Source organism: Vibrio scophthalmi LMG 19158 (assembly GCF_000222585.1).
Lineage (GTDB): Bacteria > Pseudomonadota > Gammaproteobacteria > Enterobacterales > Vibrionaceae > Vibrio > Vibrio scophthalmi.
This window is the reverse complement of record NZ_AFWE01000213.1, coordinates 1-20,732: the sequence shown is the minus strand read 5'-3', so window position 1 is coordinate 20,732 and position 20,732 is coordinate 1. Positions and strand designations below refer to the sequence as shown.

The window sequence follows — 20,732 nt, the reverse complement described above, 5'->3', positions numbered from 1 at the left end:
GTGAATCTCAACTTTCACAAGTAAACAATAATTAAAACAGAGACTAGATATGAAAAAAAGACTATTAGGGCTTATGGTTGCGTCTATATTGGCGACGAATGCGAACGCGGCTGAGTTAACATTAGAGCAAGCCAGCGTTAAAATTATGACCAAAATGGAAGAGTTAGCGCTATTGGCTGCTCAACCAGAAAATGTTATTCAACAAGGCGAGTACCAGTACTTGCAATACAAAGGCAAAAACCTGCGCATCAACTTTGATGGTAACGTCATGTTTGATCTGTTTGATATTGAGTCAGAGTTCCAAACGGTTTTCGACTTTATTCCTAAACATTGGCAATACTGGGGTTACGCGGGTGGTTTTGACTTATTCCCGGAAGGCTACGACGCGCCAAACTGGGAAAAATGTACTTTTGCTCTGTATGCGGCAGGTCGTGGGTCAAAAGATAACGAAGGGAATTACATTTGGGAACGCCCTCTAACCACTATTCTTGATAATTCTGAATGTACTCCTGTTGTTCAAAAACCGTCAATCTTCTTCAATAATAATCAGCTTGAAAACATGCTTACCGGTGAATTGAACGGTGCGGTTTTATTCGCGCAAGCACACATTGTTCCAGCGAAACCAGCAAGTGATGAAAAACGCATGCATCTGGTGGGTGAGCGAAATACCAAAGTAATGTTCAAACCAGACACGGCATTTGAGCCTCGCTCTCAAGTCACTGTTACGGCGAAAAATCGTCAGGGTGAAGTTTTAGGTTCATTGGATATGCGCGCACCTGAGTTGCTGGCTCGTAACGTGCTTGCGATTCCTGAAATGAGCTCGACAGATATTGACTTTAGTTATGATGAAGCGGCGATCTTCGCGGTTCGTGAGGTTTCTAGCGCGGCTATTTCTGCTGCTTTAGCTGAGCATGATGTAGTAAAACTTAATACGTGGAATGGTCACTGGATCCGCGATATTGCTTTAGAACAAAACAACCCAGAACTGGATGGTAAAACATTTATCTTCCAATCAAGCGCTGGCTACAACTCGAATGTAAGTTACTACCAAGACCGTACACGCACGATTACAAATGGTACGACGACCGTATTTAAGAACGTTAACGGTGCATGGGTACTCGAAGATGATTTGATCTTTAATGAAATTGGCTATGCTGATGGTTATTGGTCTGCAGAGCTGCCAAAAGAGTGGCTCGCGCCAGGCCTGAATCTAACCTTCGCGAATAATGGTAAATCTGGCAGTTTAACGGGCATTAAAGTAGGCGCACCTACCGAGCTACTTCTCCATACTATCGATGTCGGCATGTTGGTTGAGCCTCGTGAGCGTTTTGATTTCCAACAAGACAAACAAGCACAACGTGAATACTTTGAAACTGCGCCGTTGAGCAAAATGGTGGTGAGTGAGTATGAACCGGTTCATCTGCTGGAAGTGATGTTACCAGATGGTACGTTACTGACCGATCATGATCCAAGCGAAGGTGGTTGGCATGGTGGCACCATGCGTCAGCGCATTGGTAAAGAGCTATTCTCAATTGGTATTAACAATGCAAACTACGGCATCAATTCTACCGCTGGTGTAGGCGAGGGCGAACATCCTTATTTTGCCGCTCAGCTAACCGCTCATAATACGCGTGGTGTCTATAGCAATGGTGTAGTGACACATGGTGGCTCTGGTGGTGGTGGCATGGTTACGCTTGACAGCTCAATTGGCAATGAGTTCAGCCATGAAGTTGGGCATAACTACGGTTTAGGTCATTATCCTGGTGGTTTTGAGGGTTCAATTCATAAACCAGCTAATATGAGTAACTCAACTTGGGGTTGGGATTCTTCTCGTGATGTGTTTATTCCAAACTTTGCACCACAAAACAATGGTGGTGAAAGCTGTTTAGATGGTCAATGTGTTCCTGCCTTTAATGAGATGTTCCGTTTTGGTAGTGACTCAATGGCGGGCGGTTGGGCGATGTATAACCAACAGCGCTTTACCCTATACACGCCTTATTCGATGTTCTTTATCCAAAAGAACTTAGAGAGCAAAGCCGTGTTTGATCAAACTTCTTCGACGGGTTTTAAAAAGTGGAATGAAGAGACTGAGAGCATGGAGGAATACACACACCGTGTTGATACTCTAGAAATCACCAGTGTTGCGCCATGGGAAGCAAACGCTGAGCGTATTGCCGCTCTATTCGGTAACTTTGATAAAGTTGAGTTGTCAACTTGGAATGGTCACTGGGCGCGTGATATGTCTGTACCTGAAGCCAATGAGAGCAACAAAGGTAAGATCTTTACTTTTAACTCAGATGCGGGTTATCACTCGAACTTGACCATTAACGGAGAATCGATGGTTGTTCCTTACGGCAGTCGTTTGGTGTTTGTCTCTGATGGTCAAACATGGGTGAAAGATGCAAGCTTTGAACAACATCAAGCGATCAAACCAACTCAATATGGTGTACCTGTGACGACATTAGTGGGTTACTACGATCCGTCGAAGCAACTAGAAAGCTTTATCTTCCCAGCTCTTCATGGTTCATATGGTTATGTTTACGCCGCTGACAACGCAAGCCTGACTGCGAACTGTGCACTAGAGGTCGAAATGGCCAACGGCGACGTCGATAAGTATGCACTGAAGAACAATCGCCGTAATGCGGACAATATGAATAAGTTCCATGTTAACGTAGCGCGTTCTGACAATCCGAAGGCAGCGAGTGTTGTTTGTGATGGTGAAGTACTTGATACTCTGACCATTGCTGCGCCAACACAAGAACCTGTCTATACCGTTCAAGGTGGTGATGAGCAAGTTACAGCGTTGGCAAAAACCCAGGCATTTGCGATGCCTGCGAAAAACCTCTCTCAACGTGTATTGGCAACTCGTTACGAGCCAGAGAATTGTGCAAACCCGGAGCATAATCATTAATCACTAACTTATTAATGATAATTCCTGACATAGTTAAAAAGCGCCTAATTAGGCGCTTTTTTATTGCTTATCAGCGGACTTACCCGTGGCAGATAGCGGAGATTAACTGGCGTTAACCGCAATTTTCGGTGGGTTGATATTGTGTTTTCTAAACTCTTTCATTACGCGCAAAGTAATGTCGGTTTCAAACAACTTCTCATATGCGGTATCGACGACATATGCTTTACAAGTTAACTGAATTGCTAAGTAGTTATCAGTGATGGTTTGTTTCACTAATACGGTCACCGGTTTAGGTAGGTGAATATAACGACTTGAAGAGGCCGCCTCTTGGATCAAATCACGGGCGAGGGTAATGTCTTCATTCATACCGACGTAGAAGGGGATCACGACCTGCATATCGAGTGCGCCATAGTTGCCGCTGACCACCACTTCATTTAAGAATTTGTTGTTCGGAATGGTGATGATGTCATCGGTTAATGTGCGCATACGTACTGAACGTAGACCAATGGTAATGATATCACCGTAATTGCCTTCAAAGGTGACGCGGTCACCAACTTGGAATGGGCGATCAACCATTACCGTGATACCTGCGATGAATGAAGCGGCCAGGTCTTTTAATGCAAAACCAACCGAAACGGCTAACGTACCACCAATCAATGCGAGTATTTGGTCGTTGATGCGGAAGCTCATCATAAACACCACAATACCCGTACTCATGTAGATAAAGAACTGAGTAAAGGATTGCAGTTTTTGCAGCAACATACGGTATTGAACAAATTGACTACCGAAGCTTTCAACCATTGAACTCATGAATTTGAGCAATAGCCATGCACCAGCAATCACGAACAACGAGAAGAATACACCACTCCAACGTACTAGGCTGGCGATCTTAGATATGTTTTCTACATTAGCGATTTCTTCCGTTGCAAAACACGGTAAGGCAGCAAAGCCAATAAACAGTAGGATTATTAATCTTTTCATACTACTTCACCAAAAGATGTTGACGGTCGAGAACGTTCGTAATGTGACGGAACCAGTGATCCGAGACTCGCGCTTGATCTTCACTCCACTCGATGTAACCACGGCTTTGGAAGTAGCGCAAAATACCCGTGATTTCGGCAATACTCAGCTGAGTACAATCGGATAAGATTTCTGGCGAGGCGATTTCAAGTTGTACTATAGAGCGCAGAACCGCGAGCATCGGCTTTGGCATGTTCTCTAGTTCTTGTGATTCAGGCGCGTGGAATAGACGAACGACCGCTTGATCAGTTTCTTTGTTACGATTGATAGACAGACGGAAGAAGCGCAATGCCACCGTTGGGTTGCCATCTGAATAGTGCCAAAGAATACGGTAGAAACCTTGTTTCGCACGCTCTTCTTCACTCATTTCGTCTTGGTCCCATTGCTTAGGTACGACGAGCCCTTCAAACGATAATGGCTTTTCAAGATCCTTGTTGATGCGGCTATCAAGCAGTTGACCAATCTGTTTTTCATTCCAGCGAGGAAGGAAGCAGACCAAATCAAACAATAATCGTTCACCACGAGCGCGGTCGACAAAGCGCCAGCTTGATTTCACAATCGATAGCACCACACGGTGATTCTTCTTTGAACGACGCAATAAGTTCGTCACGCGGATCAAATCGCTCAAGCCGCCAACCATTGGTTTGACGAGGCGATGGGCATTATCTATTGCAATGAGGTAAGTGGTCTCACTTTTACGCAGATAAGCGAGGATCTGGATCTCACTCGATTCTTCATCAAGGCCAAGACTGAGCGCTAACTGGGCTAGAAGGCCGCTATAACCGGAATATGGGCAGCTTAAATAAATCGGTTCTGCGTTAGATACTTTATTTAGCATGCTGTTAAGCAGCGTTGTCGAACCAATGCCGCGCTCTCCAGAGACAACACAGATCGCCGGATTATCCGACATCAGGTAGCGGGAAAGCTGTTTAACTTCGTCAGTCGCATAATCGATGAGTGTGCTGTCCATACTACCCGGCAGTACGTACTCGAATACCTGTTCACCTTTAATACGCACAAGATGATGCTGACATTTATCGATGTCGGACTGTTTTGCTACTTCGATACGGAATAGGTAAGCCAAAGCCTGGCTAAATAATGTAGAGCGTGAAAGCAATGACATTAAACGATGTTTGGCACTTTCAATCGTCAGCCAAACAACCCCAATTGCCGTTGCGGCAATATTGACCACCACGGTATGTTGACGATTGATCGCCCAAGTAACCCAAACCGGGCGATCAGAATAGTCGTTGAGTGACTCAAATACCTTTTCACGCCATAAGCGTAAAATTGAGATAGTAACTAATACAAACCAGAAAAACAGCGCACTGTAGATCCAGCTATAAATGGTGCCTTTACCTAAGGTGCGAATTGAAATCTGCATGATCACACCGGCAATGATGATGCTCCACACGTAACGACGAATGGTTGACAGGCGTAAAGCGATCACCGCGCGTGATGAGGTGCGGCTGTTGCGGTAGGCAAACTCCAAAATAAAGCTGATGGCGATGGAACCACCGAGCACCCACCAAGTGAATATCTCAAGGAAGATTAAATGCTGTAGGCTAGGGATCTGTGAAAGTACGCGTAACGATAGCGTAATCGCAATTAACCACGCGATCGCACGATGGGCGCGGCTAATGTACCAAACAATCCGAACCCAAAATGGCGGCTTATTATTGTTCTCCAATTGGCTAACGCGAAAGAGGTCGATCAATCGTTTACTGTTTGCCAACCACCATACTAAGCCAAAGTAGATAAACAAGACCTTGAATGCTGCCCAAATGACAGGAATTGGCGAGATGAAGATGTCTTTAATCAGTGCTTTAAAACTGCGAATTTGGAAATAAACGATGTATTCCGCATTGAGCTTTGTCAGTTGCCATTCTTGTTTAAATTGCGTCACACCGTATGGGCCAAAACCAGTAAGTCGATCTCGATTAGCAGGGTTCGTCAGCGCCAACAACGCTTCTTTACTTTGGTTTAAGCTAGTCAACGTAAAGTAACTGTTCTGAATATCAGACCATGTTTGTGGAGAGCTGTCTTTACGGTGAGCCACCAACTGCTTGTCGAAAGTTGCAATTTGCTCGCGTTGGACACGCAATACTTTCGCCAGCAAGATATTTACTTGGCGTTTGTCTTTGCCTGACATAAACAAAGGTTCTGGCAGGGCTGAAATTTGTTGAGCAATCTCATCAGCTACTGGCGAACGTTGAGGTTGAGATTGAAAGCCATAGTCATTGTTCGCCAGCGCTGGCCAAGCCATTACCAGACTGATGAACAACAAACAGCGTAAATTAAAACGCATAGTTATCTCTTAAATTAATTATCTAGGAATTATTGTAGTTGTTTTAACGGAATAGGTCTTTCCGCTAGACAAAGGAGGGGAACGAAGTTTATTGGCTAACTAATGACAAATGTCAGAGGAGTGTCAGAAAAAAGCACCGCTACTGGCCACAAATCGAGGTTTTGCTGCCACAATATGATGATGGTGCACTTACAGTGAGTCTTGTTTATCCCGAGCGAGAACATACCCCAGTAAAGGTACATAAGTTTATTGAGTTCTTTAAAGTGTGGTTCGAAGAACGGGTCGGCTCTTAAATGAGGCGAAACTGAAATCAACACTTGCAGTTAGAGGACTTTATAAGTAACGTTGCGCGGTTTTTTGACGAATTAGGATACAGGTTTTGATCTCCACAGCGAATATCACCATGCAGTTTGGCGCTAAGCCACTTTTTGAAAACATCTCGGTTAAGTTTGGCGAGGGGAACCGTTACGGTCTTATCGGCGCGAACGGCTGTGGTAAATCGACCTTTATGAAAATCCTGAGCGGCGAGTTAGAGCAAAGCGCAGGTAACGTAAGCTACGATCCAAACGAGCGTGTAGCAAAGCTAAACCAGGATCAGTTTGCTTATGAAGAATTCACAGTAATCGACACTGTGATCATGGGCTACAAAGAGCTTTGGGCAGTAAAACAAGAGCGTGACCGTATCTACTCTTTGCCAGAAATGAGTGAAGAAGACGGTATGAAAGTGGCCGATCTTGAAGTTGAATTTGCTGAAATGGACGGCTACATGGCTGAGTCTAAAGCAGGCGAACTTCTTCTTGCAGTAGGTATTCCTCTAGAGCAACATTTCGGCCTAATGAGCGAAGTCGCTCCTGGTTGGAAACTGCGTGTACTATTGGCTCAGGTTCTATTTGCTGACCCACACATCATGCTACTAGACGAACCAACGAACAACTTGGACATGGACACAATCGGTTGGTTGGAAGATACACTAAACCAACGTAACTGCACCATGATCATCATCTCGCATGACCGTCACTTCCTAAACTCAGTATGTACCCACATGGCTGACTTGGATTACGGTGAATTGCGCGTTTACCCAGGTAACTACGATGAGTACATGACAGCGGCAACGCAAGCACGTACACGTCTACTGTCTGACAACGCGAAGAAAAAAGCACAAATTGCTGAACTGCAAACGTTCGTTGCACGTTTCTCTGCAAACGCATCGAAAGCAAAACAAGCAACATCACGTGCAAAACAAATTGATAAGATTCAACTTGATGAAGTTAAAGCATCAAGCCGTCAAAACCCATTCATTCGTTTTGAACAGTCTAAAGAACTATTCCGTAACGCACTGAACGTGGAAGGTTTGACACAAGGCTTTGATGAAGATCTGTTCAGCAACTTTGATGCAATTTTCGAAGTGGGTGAGCGTGTTGCGATCATCGGTGAGAACGGCGTGGGTAAAACAACGCTATTGAACACACTCGCAGGTGTATTAGAACCACGCAGCGGTGAGTTCAAATGGTCTGAAAATGCCAACATTGGTTACTACGCGCAGGATCATGCTCATGACTTTGCAGAAGATCTAAACCTAACGGATTGGATGGGGCAATGGCGCCAAGAAGGCGACGACGAGCAAGTCGTTCGTGGTTTCCTAGGTCGTATGTTGTTTGGCCAAGATGACATCAAGAAGTCAGTAAAAGTACTGTCTGGTGGTGAGCAAGGTCGTATGCTGCTTGGTAAGCTAATGATGCACAAACCAAACATGCTGCTAATGGATGAACCAACCAACCACATGGATATGGAATCGATTGAAGCGCTAAACACGGCTCTTGAAGAATACAAAGGTACTTTGTTCTTTGTATCGCACGACCGTATCTTCGTAGACTCACTAGCAACTCGTATCCTTGAGATCCGTGATGGTAAGATCCACGATTTCCGTGGAACTTATGCAGAATACCAAAAACACCGTGGTATCGATGCGTAAATGACATTTTATTAGCCTTGCTGTCTAGCAAGGCTAAACAAAAAATGCATAAAAACCCCGAGTTAGAATTACTAACCCGGGGTTTTTGCTAACTTACTGCGTAGTTATGTGAATTTGTGAATATTACCCAATTTTACCTAGCAGATAAGCTAAGCGATTAATCCAAACGAAGATGTCACATCACAAGGGTTCGGTTAATAGCGAAATTGAGCCACAATCGCATCCAGTTTTAAGCTCACTTCACTGACCTGTTTACTACAAGTAACCGAACCTTGAACTTCGCGATGCGTATCATTGGCAAGGTTGGCAATTTGAGTGATGTTACGATCAATTTCAGCTGATACCATCGATTGCTCTTCAGAGGCGGTCGCGATTTGCGCATTCATATTAAACAAATCTTCAATTTGCTGATTCACGCTATCAATTGCGTCGACGACCAATAAAGTGTCTTGCTTGGTCGACTCAGCTTGCAGTTGGCTGTCCGACATGATGCGCACTGTACTATGGATACGGTCGGTAAGATTACTGATGGTCGATTCAATTTGGCGGGTAGAGTTATCCGTCTTCATCGAAAGGTCACGAACTTCATCGGCCACCACCGCAAAACCACGGCCATACTCACCAGCACGTGCCGCTTCAATCGCAGCATTTAACGCGAGTAGGTTGGTTTGTTCAGCAATGCCTTGAATGGTCGAGATCACTGAATTGATCTCGCGACTTTGCTCTTCTAACTGCTCAATCAAGCTTTGAGAGTTGGCGATGTCGTTGGCGAGATTCTGCATACTGCCACTTGCATTGTGGGTGATTTCGAGTGCTCGATGTGACTCTTCTTTCATGCGCGAGGCATTACTGGCGGCATGTTCAATATTACTGGTGATTTCATTGCTGGTTTGTACTAGTTCATTGACCGCGGTTGCGACAGATTCAGACTCAGCCTTCTGCTGCTCGGCATTATTAATGCTGTTAGACGCTGCTTGCTCACTTTCAAGAGAACTTTGGTTAAGAACATTCTTTACGTTCGCCACATCTTTGATCAACCCATGTAACTTGGAAATAAAGCTATCAAACGAGTTGGCTAACTGCGCGAGTTCATCGTTGCCTTCGGCATTCATTCTCGCGGTTAAGTCACCATTGCCACTCGCAATATCACGCATCATGAAATTAATGTCTCGTATCCGATTAAGCACACTGCGGCCAATCATCATTAGCAGAGCGGAAATGACAAAGGCGAGACCTGCACCAAAAAGGTGTAATTGCATTTTTGTTTTATCAGACGCTTCGTTAATTGCGATTTCAATTTCAGTTTGCAAGGCAAGAATCTCAGCTTCTGTCTGATGAACGTTACTACGTAGTTCACCTCTCAAGCCTTCACTCGGTGTAAGACCTAGCGTATTGTAACTGTTAAACAAGTTAACCAATGCTTGTTGATAATCATCAAAAGCAATGCTCAATGAAGGATGACGAGCATAAGTTTGATGGAAACGTTGCAGATGTTGCGACAAATCCAACTCGGCTTGTTCACTGGGTTTTCCTAAATACTTAAAGTCATTCTCAAGTACTGATGAGAGGGCAACCTTAGCTTGTAGGTTATCGAGTGAAACAACGCTCTTTTTGAGCGCCTCACGGGCGGTTTGTAACCTAGCAATCAGAGAGTTGGGATTACTTTGCGAATCGATAGCTTCAATTTGATTGACCAACTGAGTAAATTTGCTTTGATAACCGGTAAGCGTATCGCGAATGACGGTCATGCGATCGTTGAGTTGAAGGCCATGCTGTTTGATGCGGGATTCGAGGTCATTCAAACGTGTCATTAGGCGAGTAAATGTCTCATTAAAGCGAGTGTGATATTTAAGCTCGTGACGAGCGAGAAAATCTTTTTCGTGGCGGCGTAGAGTGAGAAGATCCACTTCAGCAGCGGTATTTTCTACTGATGCTAACTCTAATTCATGTAGGTTGTTGAGACTGTATTGTTCGAATAGGCCATAGCTGATGACCCCAAGAATCAATATGGCATTAAGTAAGATTAATTTAGCACGGATGCTAATTCCATTTAGAGCGCGCAAAATACTTGGTGACTGAGACATAGACACCTCCCTAGCTGATGACGTTTAAGGACCGCTTTGTTTTATGGCTCACTGTGGCAGTGAAATTTGTGGTAAGCGGATATTAAACTAATAGCAGTGCAGAAAGGTTTTGCAACTCGTAAGAGAAATCAAAAAGCCCCAGCTTTACTGGGGCTTTTGTTGGAATGCGTTCAAAATAGGGAGGTTATTCGTCGCTTTGACCTTTGACATCAAAGGTAATTTTGTCTGCACCGGTAAAGACTTGGAAGCGCAACCCTTTCGCGCGTGCAATGGTCGTGATACCAAATTTTTGTGCTAAATCGAGTCCCATTTGTGTCACACCAGAACGCGACAACAACACAGGAATTCCCATCTGCGCCACTTTGATCACCATTTCAGAAGTTAAACGGCCGGTGGTATAGAAAATCTTACCATCGCCATTGTCTTGATTAATCCACATTTCGCCCGCTAGGGTATCAACGGCGTTATGGCGGCCTACATCTTCAACAAACGACAAGACTTGATCGCCATGGCAAATAGCACAACCATGCACTGCGCCAGCTTTTTTATAGGTGTCGTTATAATGCGTTAAGGCTTCTAGCGCAGTATAGATCTCTGACTGTTTAATTGGCGTTTGCGGTACTTGGTAATTTTCAAGCTGCTTCATCACGTTGCCGTACATAGTGCCCTGGCCACAACCAGAGGTAACGGTTTTTTTCTTGAGTGCGCTTTCAATATGTTCGGTATTTTCTTTGGTGATCACGGCGGCTGAATTGGTTTCCCAATCAATGATCACTGACTCTAAAGCAGCAGGATCAGACAGGAAACTTTGATTCTTTAAGTAACCAAGCACAAGAGACTCTGGGCGCGAACCAAGCGTCATCAAGGTAACCACTTCACGCCAATTAAGCATTACAGTAAGAGGGCGTTCGCAGGCAATCTGCTTAGTCAGTTTTTCACCGTATTCGTCATACACTTCTACTTCAATGGTTTGTAGTGGATTTTCACTGGTTTTAATTATATTTGGTTTAACCACGGTAGTTCCTATTGCTAATCACTGGCCTGAACACTGATGTCAGACAAGGTGGATAAAAGTCATTACAAGCGTAAATTTGACGTACTTATGCTTTCATTTAAGCAATTACTGTACCCCATTTATGATTAAATGAATGCGATGAGGGCAATTTGTGTGAGATTGTCAGGTTAAGCCGTCATCAGCTAGAATTTATTCTAATGCTAATTGTGCGGATTTTCATTACGCTAAGACGCTCAACACGGCGTAATATCAAAGCGAGAGGGTATTTAGTTGTTTCATCTTGAGGTAACGGGAACAAATATTGCTTAAGCAACGCATGAGTTGGCAGTATAACGATAAACAAAGGTGAACTATGTCCATTTTAACGCTTGAGAAAACTGACGATATTTGGCCAGTCGAATGCGATTTGGTTGCTCGTGAAATCAAAACCGGTATGTGGACCACCACACAGCAAGAATTGGTGGGGTTTAATATTAAACCTGAACAACAAAGTGATCGCCTGACGCTATTGCAACTGCATCGCGATGAGCGCACCGATTACCGTTTCAACCTTAGTTCACAGCAGCCGAAACTGTTCTTAATACTTGATAACTTCAACGGTAATGACGAAGTGAACGTTGTTACGTTAACGGCGTCTCAGAGCGTCGCAGCGCAATTTATGGATGGTGACTATTTGGTGTTGTCGAATGACATGCCTTTACCTATCCAAGCGTGGATGGAGGCCTTTATTGGTCGACATGGTGAACTACTAGAAACACGACGTAAGAAACGTAAAGGTGCAGGACGTTCAAATGGCAACTAACTTTTTTAGCCGTTGGTCTCAACGCAAACTCAACAAAGAGACCGATGAACCAAGCGAACAAGAACCAATTGAAGCATCAGCCTTAGAGGTTGAACCTGCCGCAGACGATTCTTCAGTTGATGTTGGTGATGCACCAGAAGCATTGTCGTCAGAAGCCGAACAGGATTTGCCTAATAGCGAAGTAGAGCAAGAGGTCGCTTCAGCAGAGGAGCAAGATCCTGAGAAAATGTCGCTGGCCAATTTGCTGGTTTCTCAAGTAGAAGAGAGCGCCAAGAAAGCTGCGATGCGTAAGTTGTTTATGTCTGAAGAGTTTAATATTCGTGATGGTTTAGATGACTATGATGAGGATTACAGTAACCTAAAAGCCTTGTCACAGGGTGTTGCAGAGACATTACGTGATTGGGTAAAAGAGAAGCCGGAAGAGGAAGAAGCGGCGTTAATAGATTCTGAAGACACAGAAGAAGCAGACGTTATTCAATCGACAGAGAAAGAAGACTTTGCGACAGAAGACAATGACGAGCATGAACAGTCGCTGGATGAGGGCGTAGACAAAGAAGAGGTAGATCCTCTCGTAACAGCGAATAGACCGGATACTTCTAAAACAGATACTTCTATAGATGGGGATAGTCACTCTCACGCTTGGAGCGCTCACAATGAAACCGAAGATAAGAGCAATTAGATAATCGGATTCTGTTAGCATTGCGCTAGATGAAAAGCGAGACGAAACAAACGGCCTCTATCTGTTGAGACAAAATATACCACACTGAAAATAGGTACATTTTGACTAACAGAACAAAAAGCCCAGTGGGACAAATTGTCTCACTGGGCTTTTTTTGTATGCTTATGTCTCATTTTTATCTTTAAGTTATTGATATTGATTAAAATAAAAGTTGGTACGGCATTTGCTATTGAATAGAAAGAAAAATTTCGTCGTGATAAACGAAGTTAAATTCATCTGCTTAAACCTTGGAACTGAGCGATGCTAAAACAACTATTAGAACAAGCAACAACTGCAAACGGTAAGGCGAGACTTTATGCGTTTGATAACACCGTCGAGTTAACCAATCTGATCCCACCAACGGTCAGTTATGAAAGTGGTGGTAATACGCTTATCGTTGGTCCTACGACCATCATTGAAAGTGCGGCGCAACAGTTGTCGCAAATGAAAAGCCTGACGCTTCTTTCTACTGATGGTGAAAAAGGAACGCATAGCCAACTTTATTATGCTAATTCAGTTGAAGTAACGGGTTTTCTAGGCACCTTTGAGGTGATTATCGAGAACAACTTACTTCGCAGTAACTTGGCGGAAGTCGCTATTGGTCACGATTGTTTTGATGTGGTTTTGGACCTTTGTCTAAATAGTTGTATGAACGAAGAAGTGCCTGTTCCTGGCTATTACCCAGTTGGTCGCGGCTATCCAAAACTGGCTGATGCGCTTGAAGAGATCCCAACCTTAATGGGCACCTTCGATAAACCAAAATTTTTCCGTCTTGATACTGACCTATGTGCACACAGCTCTCGTGGTGTAAAAGGTTGTGAGCGTTGTGTTGATGCTTGTCCAGCTGGCGCTCTAACCAGTCAAGGCGATGATAAAAGCGGTCACCATATCGAGATTAACCCATACCTTTGTCAAGGTGTGGGGACTTGTGCGACAGCTTGTCCAACAGAAGCAATTCATTACGCGCTACCCAATCCTGATGACACGCAAAAATTCATTGAGCGCACCTTAGCGAACTATGAAAAAGCGGGCGGTCAAGATCCTATCGTTCTAATTTGTAGTTCTCGCCATGAAAGTTACAACGTAATGGCGCTTAGAGCGCTACCAGATAACGTTATCCCAATCGTGGTTGAAGAGTTGCCATCTATTGGTATTGATACTTGGTTTGCGGCGCTTGTTAATGGTGCAACCCAAGTACTGTTTGCGGCGAGTCGTTTTATGCCGCCAACCATCATTCGTATTTTGAATAATGAAGTCTCAATGGCTCAAGAGCTACTGAGTCAACTTGGTATTCAGAAAGAGTGTATCGATATCCTATATCTAGAATCACTTCGTGAAGGACCTCCAACACTATGTACAGATTCATTTGATCTTGCATTAGGGGATTTGGAAGGTAATAAACGTCAACGTCTATTCACAGCGCTTGATGCTTTAGCGATTTCTCGTATTCCAGTAGAGAACGTTGTAGAGCTTTCAGCAAATGCACCATACGGTAGCGTGGAATGTGAAAGTAAAGATTGTACGCTTTGTATGAGTTGCGTGGCGGTTTGTCCAACACGTGCATTGCATACCGATGGTCAATCACCATCACTTAAGTTTGTTGAGCAAGACTGTATTCAATGTGGTTTATGCGAAAAAGCATGTCCTGAAAACGTTCTGACTTTAACCCCTCGCTTCAACTGGGATAAAGAGTCTCGTCAAAAAGCGACTATTATTCATCAAGAGAAAGCGGCGGAATGTACACGTTGTCACAAACCGTTTGCACCTCAGTCTATGATTGATATGTTGCAATCAAAGTTACGCGGTCACTCACATTTTGATAACGAAGCGGCCATTGGTCGTATTGCTATGTGTGAAGACTGTCGTGTGATCGACATGTTTGAAAGCATGGCGAAAGATCCAACTAACCAATTGAAATACTAGGAGCTGTGCGTGGAAAACACTAACGAACAACAATCACTACGCAGCGATATTTATCTTTTGCTCGCTACGTTATTTCGTCAAGCACCAAGCGAAGAATTGATTGAGTTTCTTGCTGCTTTAGACGTTGAGCAAAGTGAAAGTGCGATGCAAAAAGCGTGGTTGGCACTCCAAGAAGCGGCGAAAAATGCTGACCGTGAAGCATTAGACGATGAATACCAAAATCTATTTATTGGCATTGGCCGTGGTGAAGCGGTTCTATTCGGTTCTTGGCATATGACGGGGTCATTAATGGAGAAACCATTAGCTGATATCCGCCACGATCTTGAGTTGCTTGGTTTTGAGCGTGAAGATCAAATCAAAGAGCCAGAAGATCATATTTCAGCATTGTGCGAAGTCATGGCAATGCTGACTGAAGAAGACTTAGCACTTCAGCAAGCCTTTTTTAACAAACATATCGCGGCTTGGTATGACGCGTTCGCACAGCAAATAGAAGGCGCAAAGAGTGCAGACTTTTATCGTTCTGTTGCGGCATTGCTGCGTGCATTTGGCACCCTAGAGCAAGTGCAGTTTAGTAAGAATACCAAGAGCAACAAGCATTTAAAAATTGATGTAAAAAACGTAACTGAGTACGAGTAATACCATCGATAAGAGGGGCGGTAAGCCCCCAAAAAAACTACCTGAGGGTAAGGAAGCAATAATGAAAGATAATAATGATATTAATACAAGCCGCAGGGATCTCCTGAAAGGCTTAACTACTGCTGCCGTCGCTGGTGCAGTTGTCGCTGGTACAACCAAAGTGGCAACTGCAGCAGAAACTGTAGAAATTAAATCTGACGAAAAGAAGACCGGTTATCGTGAAACTCAGCATGTTCGCGATTATTACGACTCACTGTAATTTGGAGCTTAGCGCATGAAATTAGTGAAACGCTCCGATACGGTGAGCAAAGAGCAAAATCAACTTGGTGTATCACGCCGTACGTTTATGAGAAATTCTTCATTAGCGGCTGGTGGCGCGGTAGTTGGCGCAAGTTTATTTGCACCAGGTATGATGAAAAAGGCAGAAGCGAAAACTGTCGATCCAGAAGCAAAAGTAGAGCAGAAGCGTACTATCTGTTCACACTGTTCTGTGGGTTGTGGTGTTTACGCTGAAGTTCAAAATGGCGTATGGACTGACCAAGAGCCAGCCTTCGATCACCCATTTAACGCTGGTGGTCACTGTGCAAAAGGCGCAGCATTGCGCGAGCATGGCCATGGTGAACGTCGTCTTAAATACCCAATGAAGCTTGAAAACGGTAAGTGGAAGAAGCTTTCGTGGGAACAAGCACTAGAAGAGATCAGCCAGCAGGCACTTAAGATTCGTGAAGAATCTGGCCCTGACTCAGTTTACTTCTTGGGCAGTGCAAAGCACAACAACGAACAGGCATACCTGTATCGTAAAATGGCGTCGCTTTGGGGTACCAACAACGTTGACCACCAAGCGCGTATTTGTCACTCAACCACAGTAGCCGGTGTTGCAAACACTTGGGGTTACGGTGCGATGACAAACTCATTCAATGATATGCACAACTGTAAATCGATGCTTTTCATCGGTTCAAACCCAGCAGAAGCGCACCCAGTTGCGATGCAGCATATCTTAATCGCGAAAGAGAAGAACAACTGTAAGATCGTTGTTGCTGATCCGCGTCGTACGCGTACAGCTGCGAAAGCTGACCATTATGTATCACTTCGTCCAGGTACTGACGTTGCCTTCGTATGGGGTGTGCTATGGCACGTATTTGCGAATAATTGGGAAGATAAAGAGTTTATCTACCAACGTGTATTCGGTATGGATGAAATTCGTGCAGAAGTGGCGAAATGGACTCCAGCAGAAGTTGAGCGTGTTACTGGCGTAGCGGAAGCTCAAGTATTCGAAACGGCGAAACTGCTTTCTGAAAACCGTCCTGGCTGTGTTGTTTGGTGTATGGGTGGTACTCAGCATACCACGGGTAACAACAACACTCGTGCTTACTGTGTGCTTGAGCTTGCACTGGGTAACATGGGTAAATCAGGTGGCGGTGCAAACATTTTCCGTGGTCACGATAACGTACAGGGCGCAACTGACCTTGGCGTACTATCTGACACGCTACCAGGTTACTACGGTCTATCTGAAGGCGCTTGGCGTCACTGGTCGAAAGTGTGGGATCTAGATTATAACTGGGTTCACGGCCGCTTCGACAACAACTCTTACGCAGGTCAAAAACCAATGAACAGTGCAGGTATTCCTGTTTCTCGTTGGGTTGATGGCGTTCTAGAGAATAAAGATAAGATCCGTCAACGCGAAAACATTCGTGCCATGTTCTACTGGGGCCACGCTGTTAACTCTCAGACCCGTGGTACTGAGATGAAAAAAGCGATGCAGAAGTTAGATATGATGGTTGTTGTAGACCCATATCCAACAGTAGCAGCAGTAATGAACGATCGTACTGACGGTGTTTACCTGCTTCCTGCAACGACTCAGTTTGAAACTCACGGTAGTGTGACGGCGTCAAACCGTTCAATCCAATGGCGTGATCAAGTGATCCAACCATTGTTTGATTCTAAACCTGACCACGAAATTATGTACCTGCTTTCACAAAAGCTAGGCATTTCTGAGCAGCTGTTTAAGAACATTAAAGTTGAAAACAATCAACCTGTTATTGAAGACATTACCCGCGAATTTAACAAAGGTATGTGGACAATTGGTTACACAGGTCAAAGCCCTGAACGCTTGAAGGAGCACCAACAAAACTGGCACACCTTCGACTTCACAACGCTTGAAGCGGTAGGTGGCCCAGCAAATGGCGAGACTTACGGTCTACCTTGGCCATGTTGGGGTACGCCTGAAATGAAACACCCTGGTACGCACATTCTTTACGATACGTCGAAGACGGTTGCAGAGGGTGGCGGTAACTTCCGTACGCGTTTTGGTGTTGAATTTGAAGGTCAGAGCCTACTTGCAGTAGATAGCTACTCAAAAGGTTGTGAAATCAAAGATGGTTACCCTGAATTTACCGATAAGCTACTAAAACAGCTTGGTTGGTGGGATGACCTAACAGCAGAAGAGAAAGCCGCTGCTGAAGGTAAAAACTGGAAGACCGATCTTTCAGGTGGTATTCAACGTGTTGCGGTTAAGCACGGTTGTATCCCATTTGGTAACGCGAAAGCACGTGCAATCGTATGGACGTTCCCGGACCGTGTTCCTCTACACCGTGAACCACTGTACACGCCACGTCGTGATCTTCTTGCTGAATATTCAACGTGGGACGATAAAGAAGCGATTTTCCGCTTGCCAACATTGTTCAAATCAATCCAAGAACAAGATAAATCGAAAGAATACCCGATTATCCTAACTTCTGGCCGTTTGGTTGAGTACGAAGGTGGTGGTGAAGAAACGCGTTCTAACCCATGGCTTGCAGAGCTTCAACAAGAAATGTTTGTTGAAATTAACCTTAAAGACGCAAATGACCTTGGCATCAAAGATGGCGATGACGTTTGGGTTGAAGGTGCAGAGAAAGGCCGTATTAAGGTGAAAGCGATGGTAACGCCTCGTGTTATGCCTGGTCTTGCATTCTTGCCATTCCACTTCGGTGGTAAATTCGAAGGTGAGAGTCTTCTTGATAAATATCCTGAAGGTTCAGCTCCTTACGTAATTGGCGAGGCGGCCAACACGGCGACCACTTACGGTTATGACCCTGTCACTTTGATGCAAGAAACTAAAGTGACTCTCTGTAATATTCGCAAAGCGTAAGGACTCCCAAAATGGCTAGAATGAAATTCCTTTGTGACACCAAACGCTGTATCGAATGTAACGGTTGTGTCACTGCATGTAAGAATGCAAATACTGAAGCTGTGCCATGGGGTATCCAACGCCGTCGCGTTGTTACCCTAAATGATGGTGAGCCGGGTGAAAACTCTATTTCTGTGGCATGTATGCACTGTTCAGATGCGCCTTGTATGGCAGTTTGTCCTGCAGACTGTTTCGAACACACAGAAGATGGCATCGTATTACACAATAAAGATCTTTGTATCGGTTGTGGTTACTGTCTATTTGCTTGCCCATTTGGCGCGCCTCAGTTCCCTAAACAAGAATCGTTTGGTGAGCGTGGTAAAATGGATAAGTGTACTTTCTGTGCCGGTGGTCCAAACACTGAACCAGGTTCTGAAAAAGAGCGTGCGCTATACGGTTCTAACCGTATTGCAGAAGGTAAATTACCGATGTGTGCTTCACTATGTTCAACGAAAGCACTGCTTGCCGGTGATGCTGAAAAAATTTCAGACATCTTCCGTCAGCGCGTTGTTGAACGTGGCGCGAAAAACGCAGGTTGGACAGACGGCAACGATCTTTCTTACGATGCGACTAAAAGTTAACTCTGGAGAGAGATATGACCCCTATATTTAAACGTCTATCTCTTTTTGTGCTGCCATTTTTGGCAGCACTGACGTTGGCTCTATCTCTGCCTGCGGCAGCGAAAGAGTCAGCGCCAGTAGATCAAACAGAGATGACACAGCTTGCGGGCGCTGATTTTTGGAAGGAAGTACGTGCGGGTGAGGCAGGGTATACCACCTCTAAATCACCAGAGCATGGCGTTCTGATCAGTACGCCGGGTGCGACATGGTATGTACTGAAAGAGAAGTGGATGTCGCCAGCCGGCGCTGTTGCCATCTTCGGTAGTATTATGATGGTTATCATGGCTTACGTTTTCGTTGGCCCATTGATGCTAAGCAAGCCGCGCACTGGCAAAAAGATGAAGCGTTGGTCACGCTGGGATCGTGCATTGCACTGGAGTATGGCGTTTACCTTCTTAACATTGGCCTTTAGCGGTCTGATGCTGGTATACGGTAAGCACTTCCTCAAACCATATGTCCCTACTGAGTTCTGGGGTTTTGTCATTATGTTGGCAAAACAATACCATAACTATGTTGGTCCACTGTTCTTTATTCTGTTGACGTTTGTTCTGCTGAAATGGTGGCGTAAATCTATACCGAATATGACAGACATGCGTTGGTTCATGAAAATGGGCGGCATGGTTGGTAAACATAAAGGTACGCATCCATCTGCTGGTTTCTCAAATGGTGGTGAGAAGGCGATTTACTGGTTGTTGATTGTCTTTGGTGCAACGGTTGCATTAAGTGGCTTGGTGCTGGATTTCCCAATTTTCGACCAAACTCGTCGTGATATGGAAATTTCTAACCTTGTGCACATGCTATCGGCTCTTATCTTGATCTGTGGCTTTATCTTCCACATCTATATCGGTCTATTCGGTATGGAAGGTGCACTTGAAGGTATGGTAACCGGTGAAGTTGATGAAACGTGGGCAAAAGAGCACCATGACCTTTGGTATGCTGAAGTGAAATCGAACGAAGCGATGCCAGATGCAGCGTCACAGCAGGACAATGGACTAGCAAAAGGAGCGAAGAGCGATGAACAAGCATCATAATGGTATTTGGGTCGCGTATTTCCTTAGCTTTCTAACACCATTTACCTTTTTGATTTCTGGTGTAATGGCGATTGTTTACGCAGGTTATCGTTTGGATAAAAATGAAGATGGTGAAGTGATTAATTCACATTACTATGGTTTGATCCGTAACTTCTTTCTTTTCCTAACGTTCTTTGTCGTATTAATTGTTACCGTGGCGACGACAAATGGTGTGTTAGCGGGTATTGAGGATTACTGGTACCACAGTAACTTGCTGGATAAGGTTGCTTACGTAATCCCTATCATTGGCATGGTATTGGCGGGCTTAGCGATTCTTGTTTGGTTTAAGCGTATGCTACAAGGTATGCGTCAACTGAAAAATAACCAGCTTCATCGTCCATCAACAGGTCCAAACCTGTAAACGATAGATCTAGCGGTAAATAGTAAAAGCCAGTCTAATTAGACTGGTTTTTTTATGCCGACATATTGAATTCGTCCATGTGGCTATTCATCTTTTTATCTTTTTATCTCTTTGTCTAATACC

The 20,732-nt window shown here is 44.5% G+C and carries 15 protein-coding genes; 11 read left to right on the top strand and 4 right to left on the bottom strand.

Annotated features, from left to right (window positions below; genetic code table 11):
• Window positions 1-49: 49 nt before the first annotated feature.
• Window positions 50-2,911, top strand: coding sequence for a M66 family metalloprotease (locus tag RH88_RS18925; RefSeq protein WP_005599054.1), 2,862 nt, complete (start codon window positions 50-52; stop codon window positions 2,909-2,911).
• Window positions 2,912-3,013: 102 nt separating this feature from the next.
• Here RH88_RS18925 and RH88_RS18920 read toward each other — a convergent pair whose 3' ends face one another.
• Both RH88_RS18920 and RH88_RS18915 read right to left on the bottom strand, forming a co-directional pair.
• Window positions 3,014-3,892, bottom strand: coding sequence for a mechanosensitive ion channel family protein (locus RH88_RS18920; RefSeq protein ID WP_005599053.1), 879 nt, complete (start codon window positions 3,890-3,892; stop codon window positions 3,014-3,016).
• 1 nt (window position 3,893) lies between these two features.
• Entirely contained in the window at window positions 3,894-6,239 is a 2,346-nt protein-coding gene (locus tag RH88_RS18915; protein WP_005599052.1) for an ATP-binding protein, read from the bottom strand.
• A 379-nt stretch (window positions 6,240-6,618) separates the two neighbouring features.
• Here RH88_RS18915 and RH88_RS18910 point away from each other — a divergent pair, with 379 nt between their 5' ends.
• Window positions 6,619-8,211, top strand: a complete 1,593-nt coding sequence (locus RH88_RS18910; protein WP_005599051.1) for an ABC-F family ATPase — start codon at window positions 6,619-6,621, stop codon at window positions 8,209-8,211.
• A gap of 194 nt (window positions 8,212-8,405) precedes the next feature.
• Here RH88_RS18910 and RH88_RS18905 read toward each other — a convergent pair whose 3' ends face one another.
• Both RH88_RS18905 and RH88_RS18900 read right to left on the bottom strand, forming a co-directional pair.
• The gene (locus RH88_RS18905; RefSeq protein ID WP_005599050.1) at window positions 8,406-10,295 is read right to left on the bottom strand and encodes a methyl-accepting chemotaxis protein; all 1,890 of its coding nucleotides are present in this window, start codon (window positions 10,293-10,295) and stop codon (window positions 8,406-8,408) included.
• A gap of 184 nt (window positions 10,296-10,479) precedes the next feature.
• Window positions 10,480-11,310, bottom strand: coding sequence for a formate dehydrogenase accessory sulfurtransferase FdhD (locus RH88_RS18900; protein ID WP_005599049.1), 831 nt, complete (start codon window positions 11,308-11,310; stop codon window positions 10,480-10,482).
• A gap of 352 nt (window positions 11,311-11,662) precedes the next feature.
• Between RH88_RS18900 and RH88_RS18895 the strand changes: the two genes are divergently transcribed.
• The 9 genes from RH88_RS18895 to RH88_RS18855 all read left to right on the top strand — a co-directional run bounded on the left by RH88_RS18895 (window position 11,663) and on the right by RH88_RS18855 (window position 20,609).
• Complete coding sequence (locus RH88_RS18895) at window positions 11,663-12,112, top strand: DUF3305 domain-containing protein (protein WP_005599046.1); 450 nt, start codon at window positions 11,663-11,665, stop codon at window positions 12,110-12,112.
• Complete coding sequence (locus RH88_RS18890) at window positions 12,102-12,791, top strand: DUF3306 domain-containing protein (RefSeq protein ID WP_005599044.1); 690 nt, start codon at window positions 12,102-12,104, stop codon at window positions 12,789-12,791. Before RH88_RS18895 ends, RH88_RS18890 begins: the two co-directional genes overlap by 11 nt.
• Before the next feature lie 300 nt (window positions 12,792-13,091).
• Window positions 13,092-14,753: a 4Fe-4S dicluster domain-containing protein gene (locus tag RH88_RS18885; protein WP_005599042.1), complete on the top strand. Its 1,662-nt coding sequence runs from the start codon at window positions 13,092-13,094 to the stop codon at window positions 14,751-14,753.
• 9 nt (window positions 14,754-14,762) lie between these two features.
• Entirely contained in the window at window positions 14,763-15,389 is a 627-nt protein-coding gene (locus RH88_RS18880) for a TorD/DmsD family molecular chaperone (protein WP_005599040.1), read from the top strand.
• Window positions 15,390-15,450: 61 nt separating this feature from the next.
• A complete protein-coding gene (locus RH88_RS18875) occupies window positions 15,451-15,648 on the top strand; it encodes a twin-arginine translocation signal domain-containing protein (RefSeq protein WP_005599038.1) in 198 nt (65 codons plus the stop codon).
• Window positions 15,649-15,663: 15 nt separating this feature from the next.
• Complete coding sequence (locus RH88_RS18870; RefSeq protein WP_005599036.1) at window positions 15,664-18,519, top strand: formate dehydrogenase subunit alpha; 2,856 nt, start codon at window positions 15,664-15,666, stop codon at window positions 18,517-18,519.
• Window positions 18,520-18,530: 11 nt separating this feature from the next.
• Window positions 18,531-19,139, top strand: a complete 609-nt coding sequence (gene fdh3B / locus RH88_RS18865; protein WP_005599033.1) for a formate dehydrogenase FDH3 subunit beta — start codon at window positions 18,531-18,533, stop codon at window positions 19,137-19,139.
• Between the two features lie 14 nt (window positions 19,140-19,153).
• A complete protein-coding gene (locus tag RH88_RS18860; protein ID WP_005599031.1) occupies window positions 19,154-20,209 on the top strand; it encodes a formate dehydrogenase subunit gamma in 1,056 nt (351 codons plus the stop codon).
• On the top strand, window positions 20,193-20,609 hold the full coding sequence (locus RH88_RS18855) for a hypothetical protein (protein WP_005599029.1): 417 nt from the start codon (window positions 20,193-20,195) through the stop codon (window positions 20,607-20,609). Before RH88_RS18860 ends, RH88_RS18855 begins: the two co-directional genes overlap by 17 nt.
• The last annotated feature ends 123 nt before the right edge of the window (window positions 20,610-20,732 follow it).

Excerpts from the sequence above, each read along its gene's own strand:
- RH88_RS18925 (WP_005599054.1), top strand. The coding sequence starts at position 50 with ATGAAAAAAAGACTATTAGGGCTTATGGTTGCGTCTATATTGGCGACG.
- RH88_RS18920 (WP_005599053.1), bottom strand. The coding sequence starts at position 3,892 with ATGAAAAGATTAATAATCCTACTGTTTATTGGCTTTGCTGCCTTACCG.
- RH88_RS18915 (WP_005599052.1), bottom strand. The coding sequence starts at position 6,239 with ATGCGTTTTAATTTACGCTGTTTGTTGTTCATCAGTCTGGTAATGGCT.
- RH88_RS18905 (WP_005599050.1), bottom strand. The coding sequence starts at position 10,295 with ATGTCTCAGTCACCAAGTATTTTGCGCGCTCTAAATGGAATTAGCATC.
- RH88_RS18895 (WP_005599046.1), top strand. The coding sequence starts at position 11,663 with ATGTCCATTTTAACGCTTGAGAAAACTGACGATATTTGGCCAGTCGAA.
- RH88_RS18890 (WP_005599044.1), top strand. The coding sequence starts at position 12,102 with ATGGCAACTAACTTTTTTAGCCGTTGGTCTCAACGCAAACTCAACAAA.
- RH88_RS18885 (WP_005599042.1), top strand. The coding sequence starts at position 13,092 with ATGCTAAAACAACTATTAGAACAAGCAACAACTGCAAACGGTAAGGCG.
- RH88_RS18875 (WP_005599038.1), top strand. The coding sequence starts at position 15,451 with ATGAAAGATAATAATGATATTAATACAAGCCGCAGGGATCTCCTGAAA.
- RH88_RS18870 (WP_005599036.1), top strand. The coding sequence starts at position 15,664 with ATGAAATTAGTGAAACGCTCCGATACGGTGAGCAAAGAGCAAAATCAA.
- fdh3B (WP_005599033.1), top strand. The coding sequence starts at position 18,531 with ATGGCTAGAATGAAATTCCTTTGTGACACCAAACGCTGTATCGAATGT.
- RH88_RS18860 (WP_005599031.1), top strand. The coding sequence starts at position 19,154 with ATGACCCCTATATTTAAACGTCTATCTCTTTTTGTGCTGCCATTTTTG.
- RH88_RS18855 (WP_005599029.1), top strand. The coding sequence starts at position 20,193 with ATGAACAAGCATCATAATGGTATTTGGGTCGCGTATTTCCTTAGCTTT.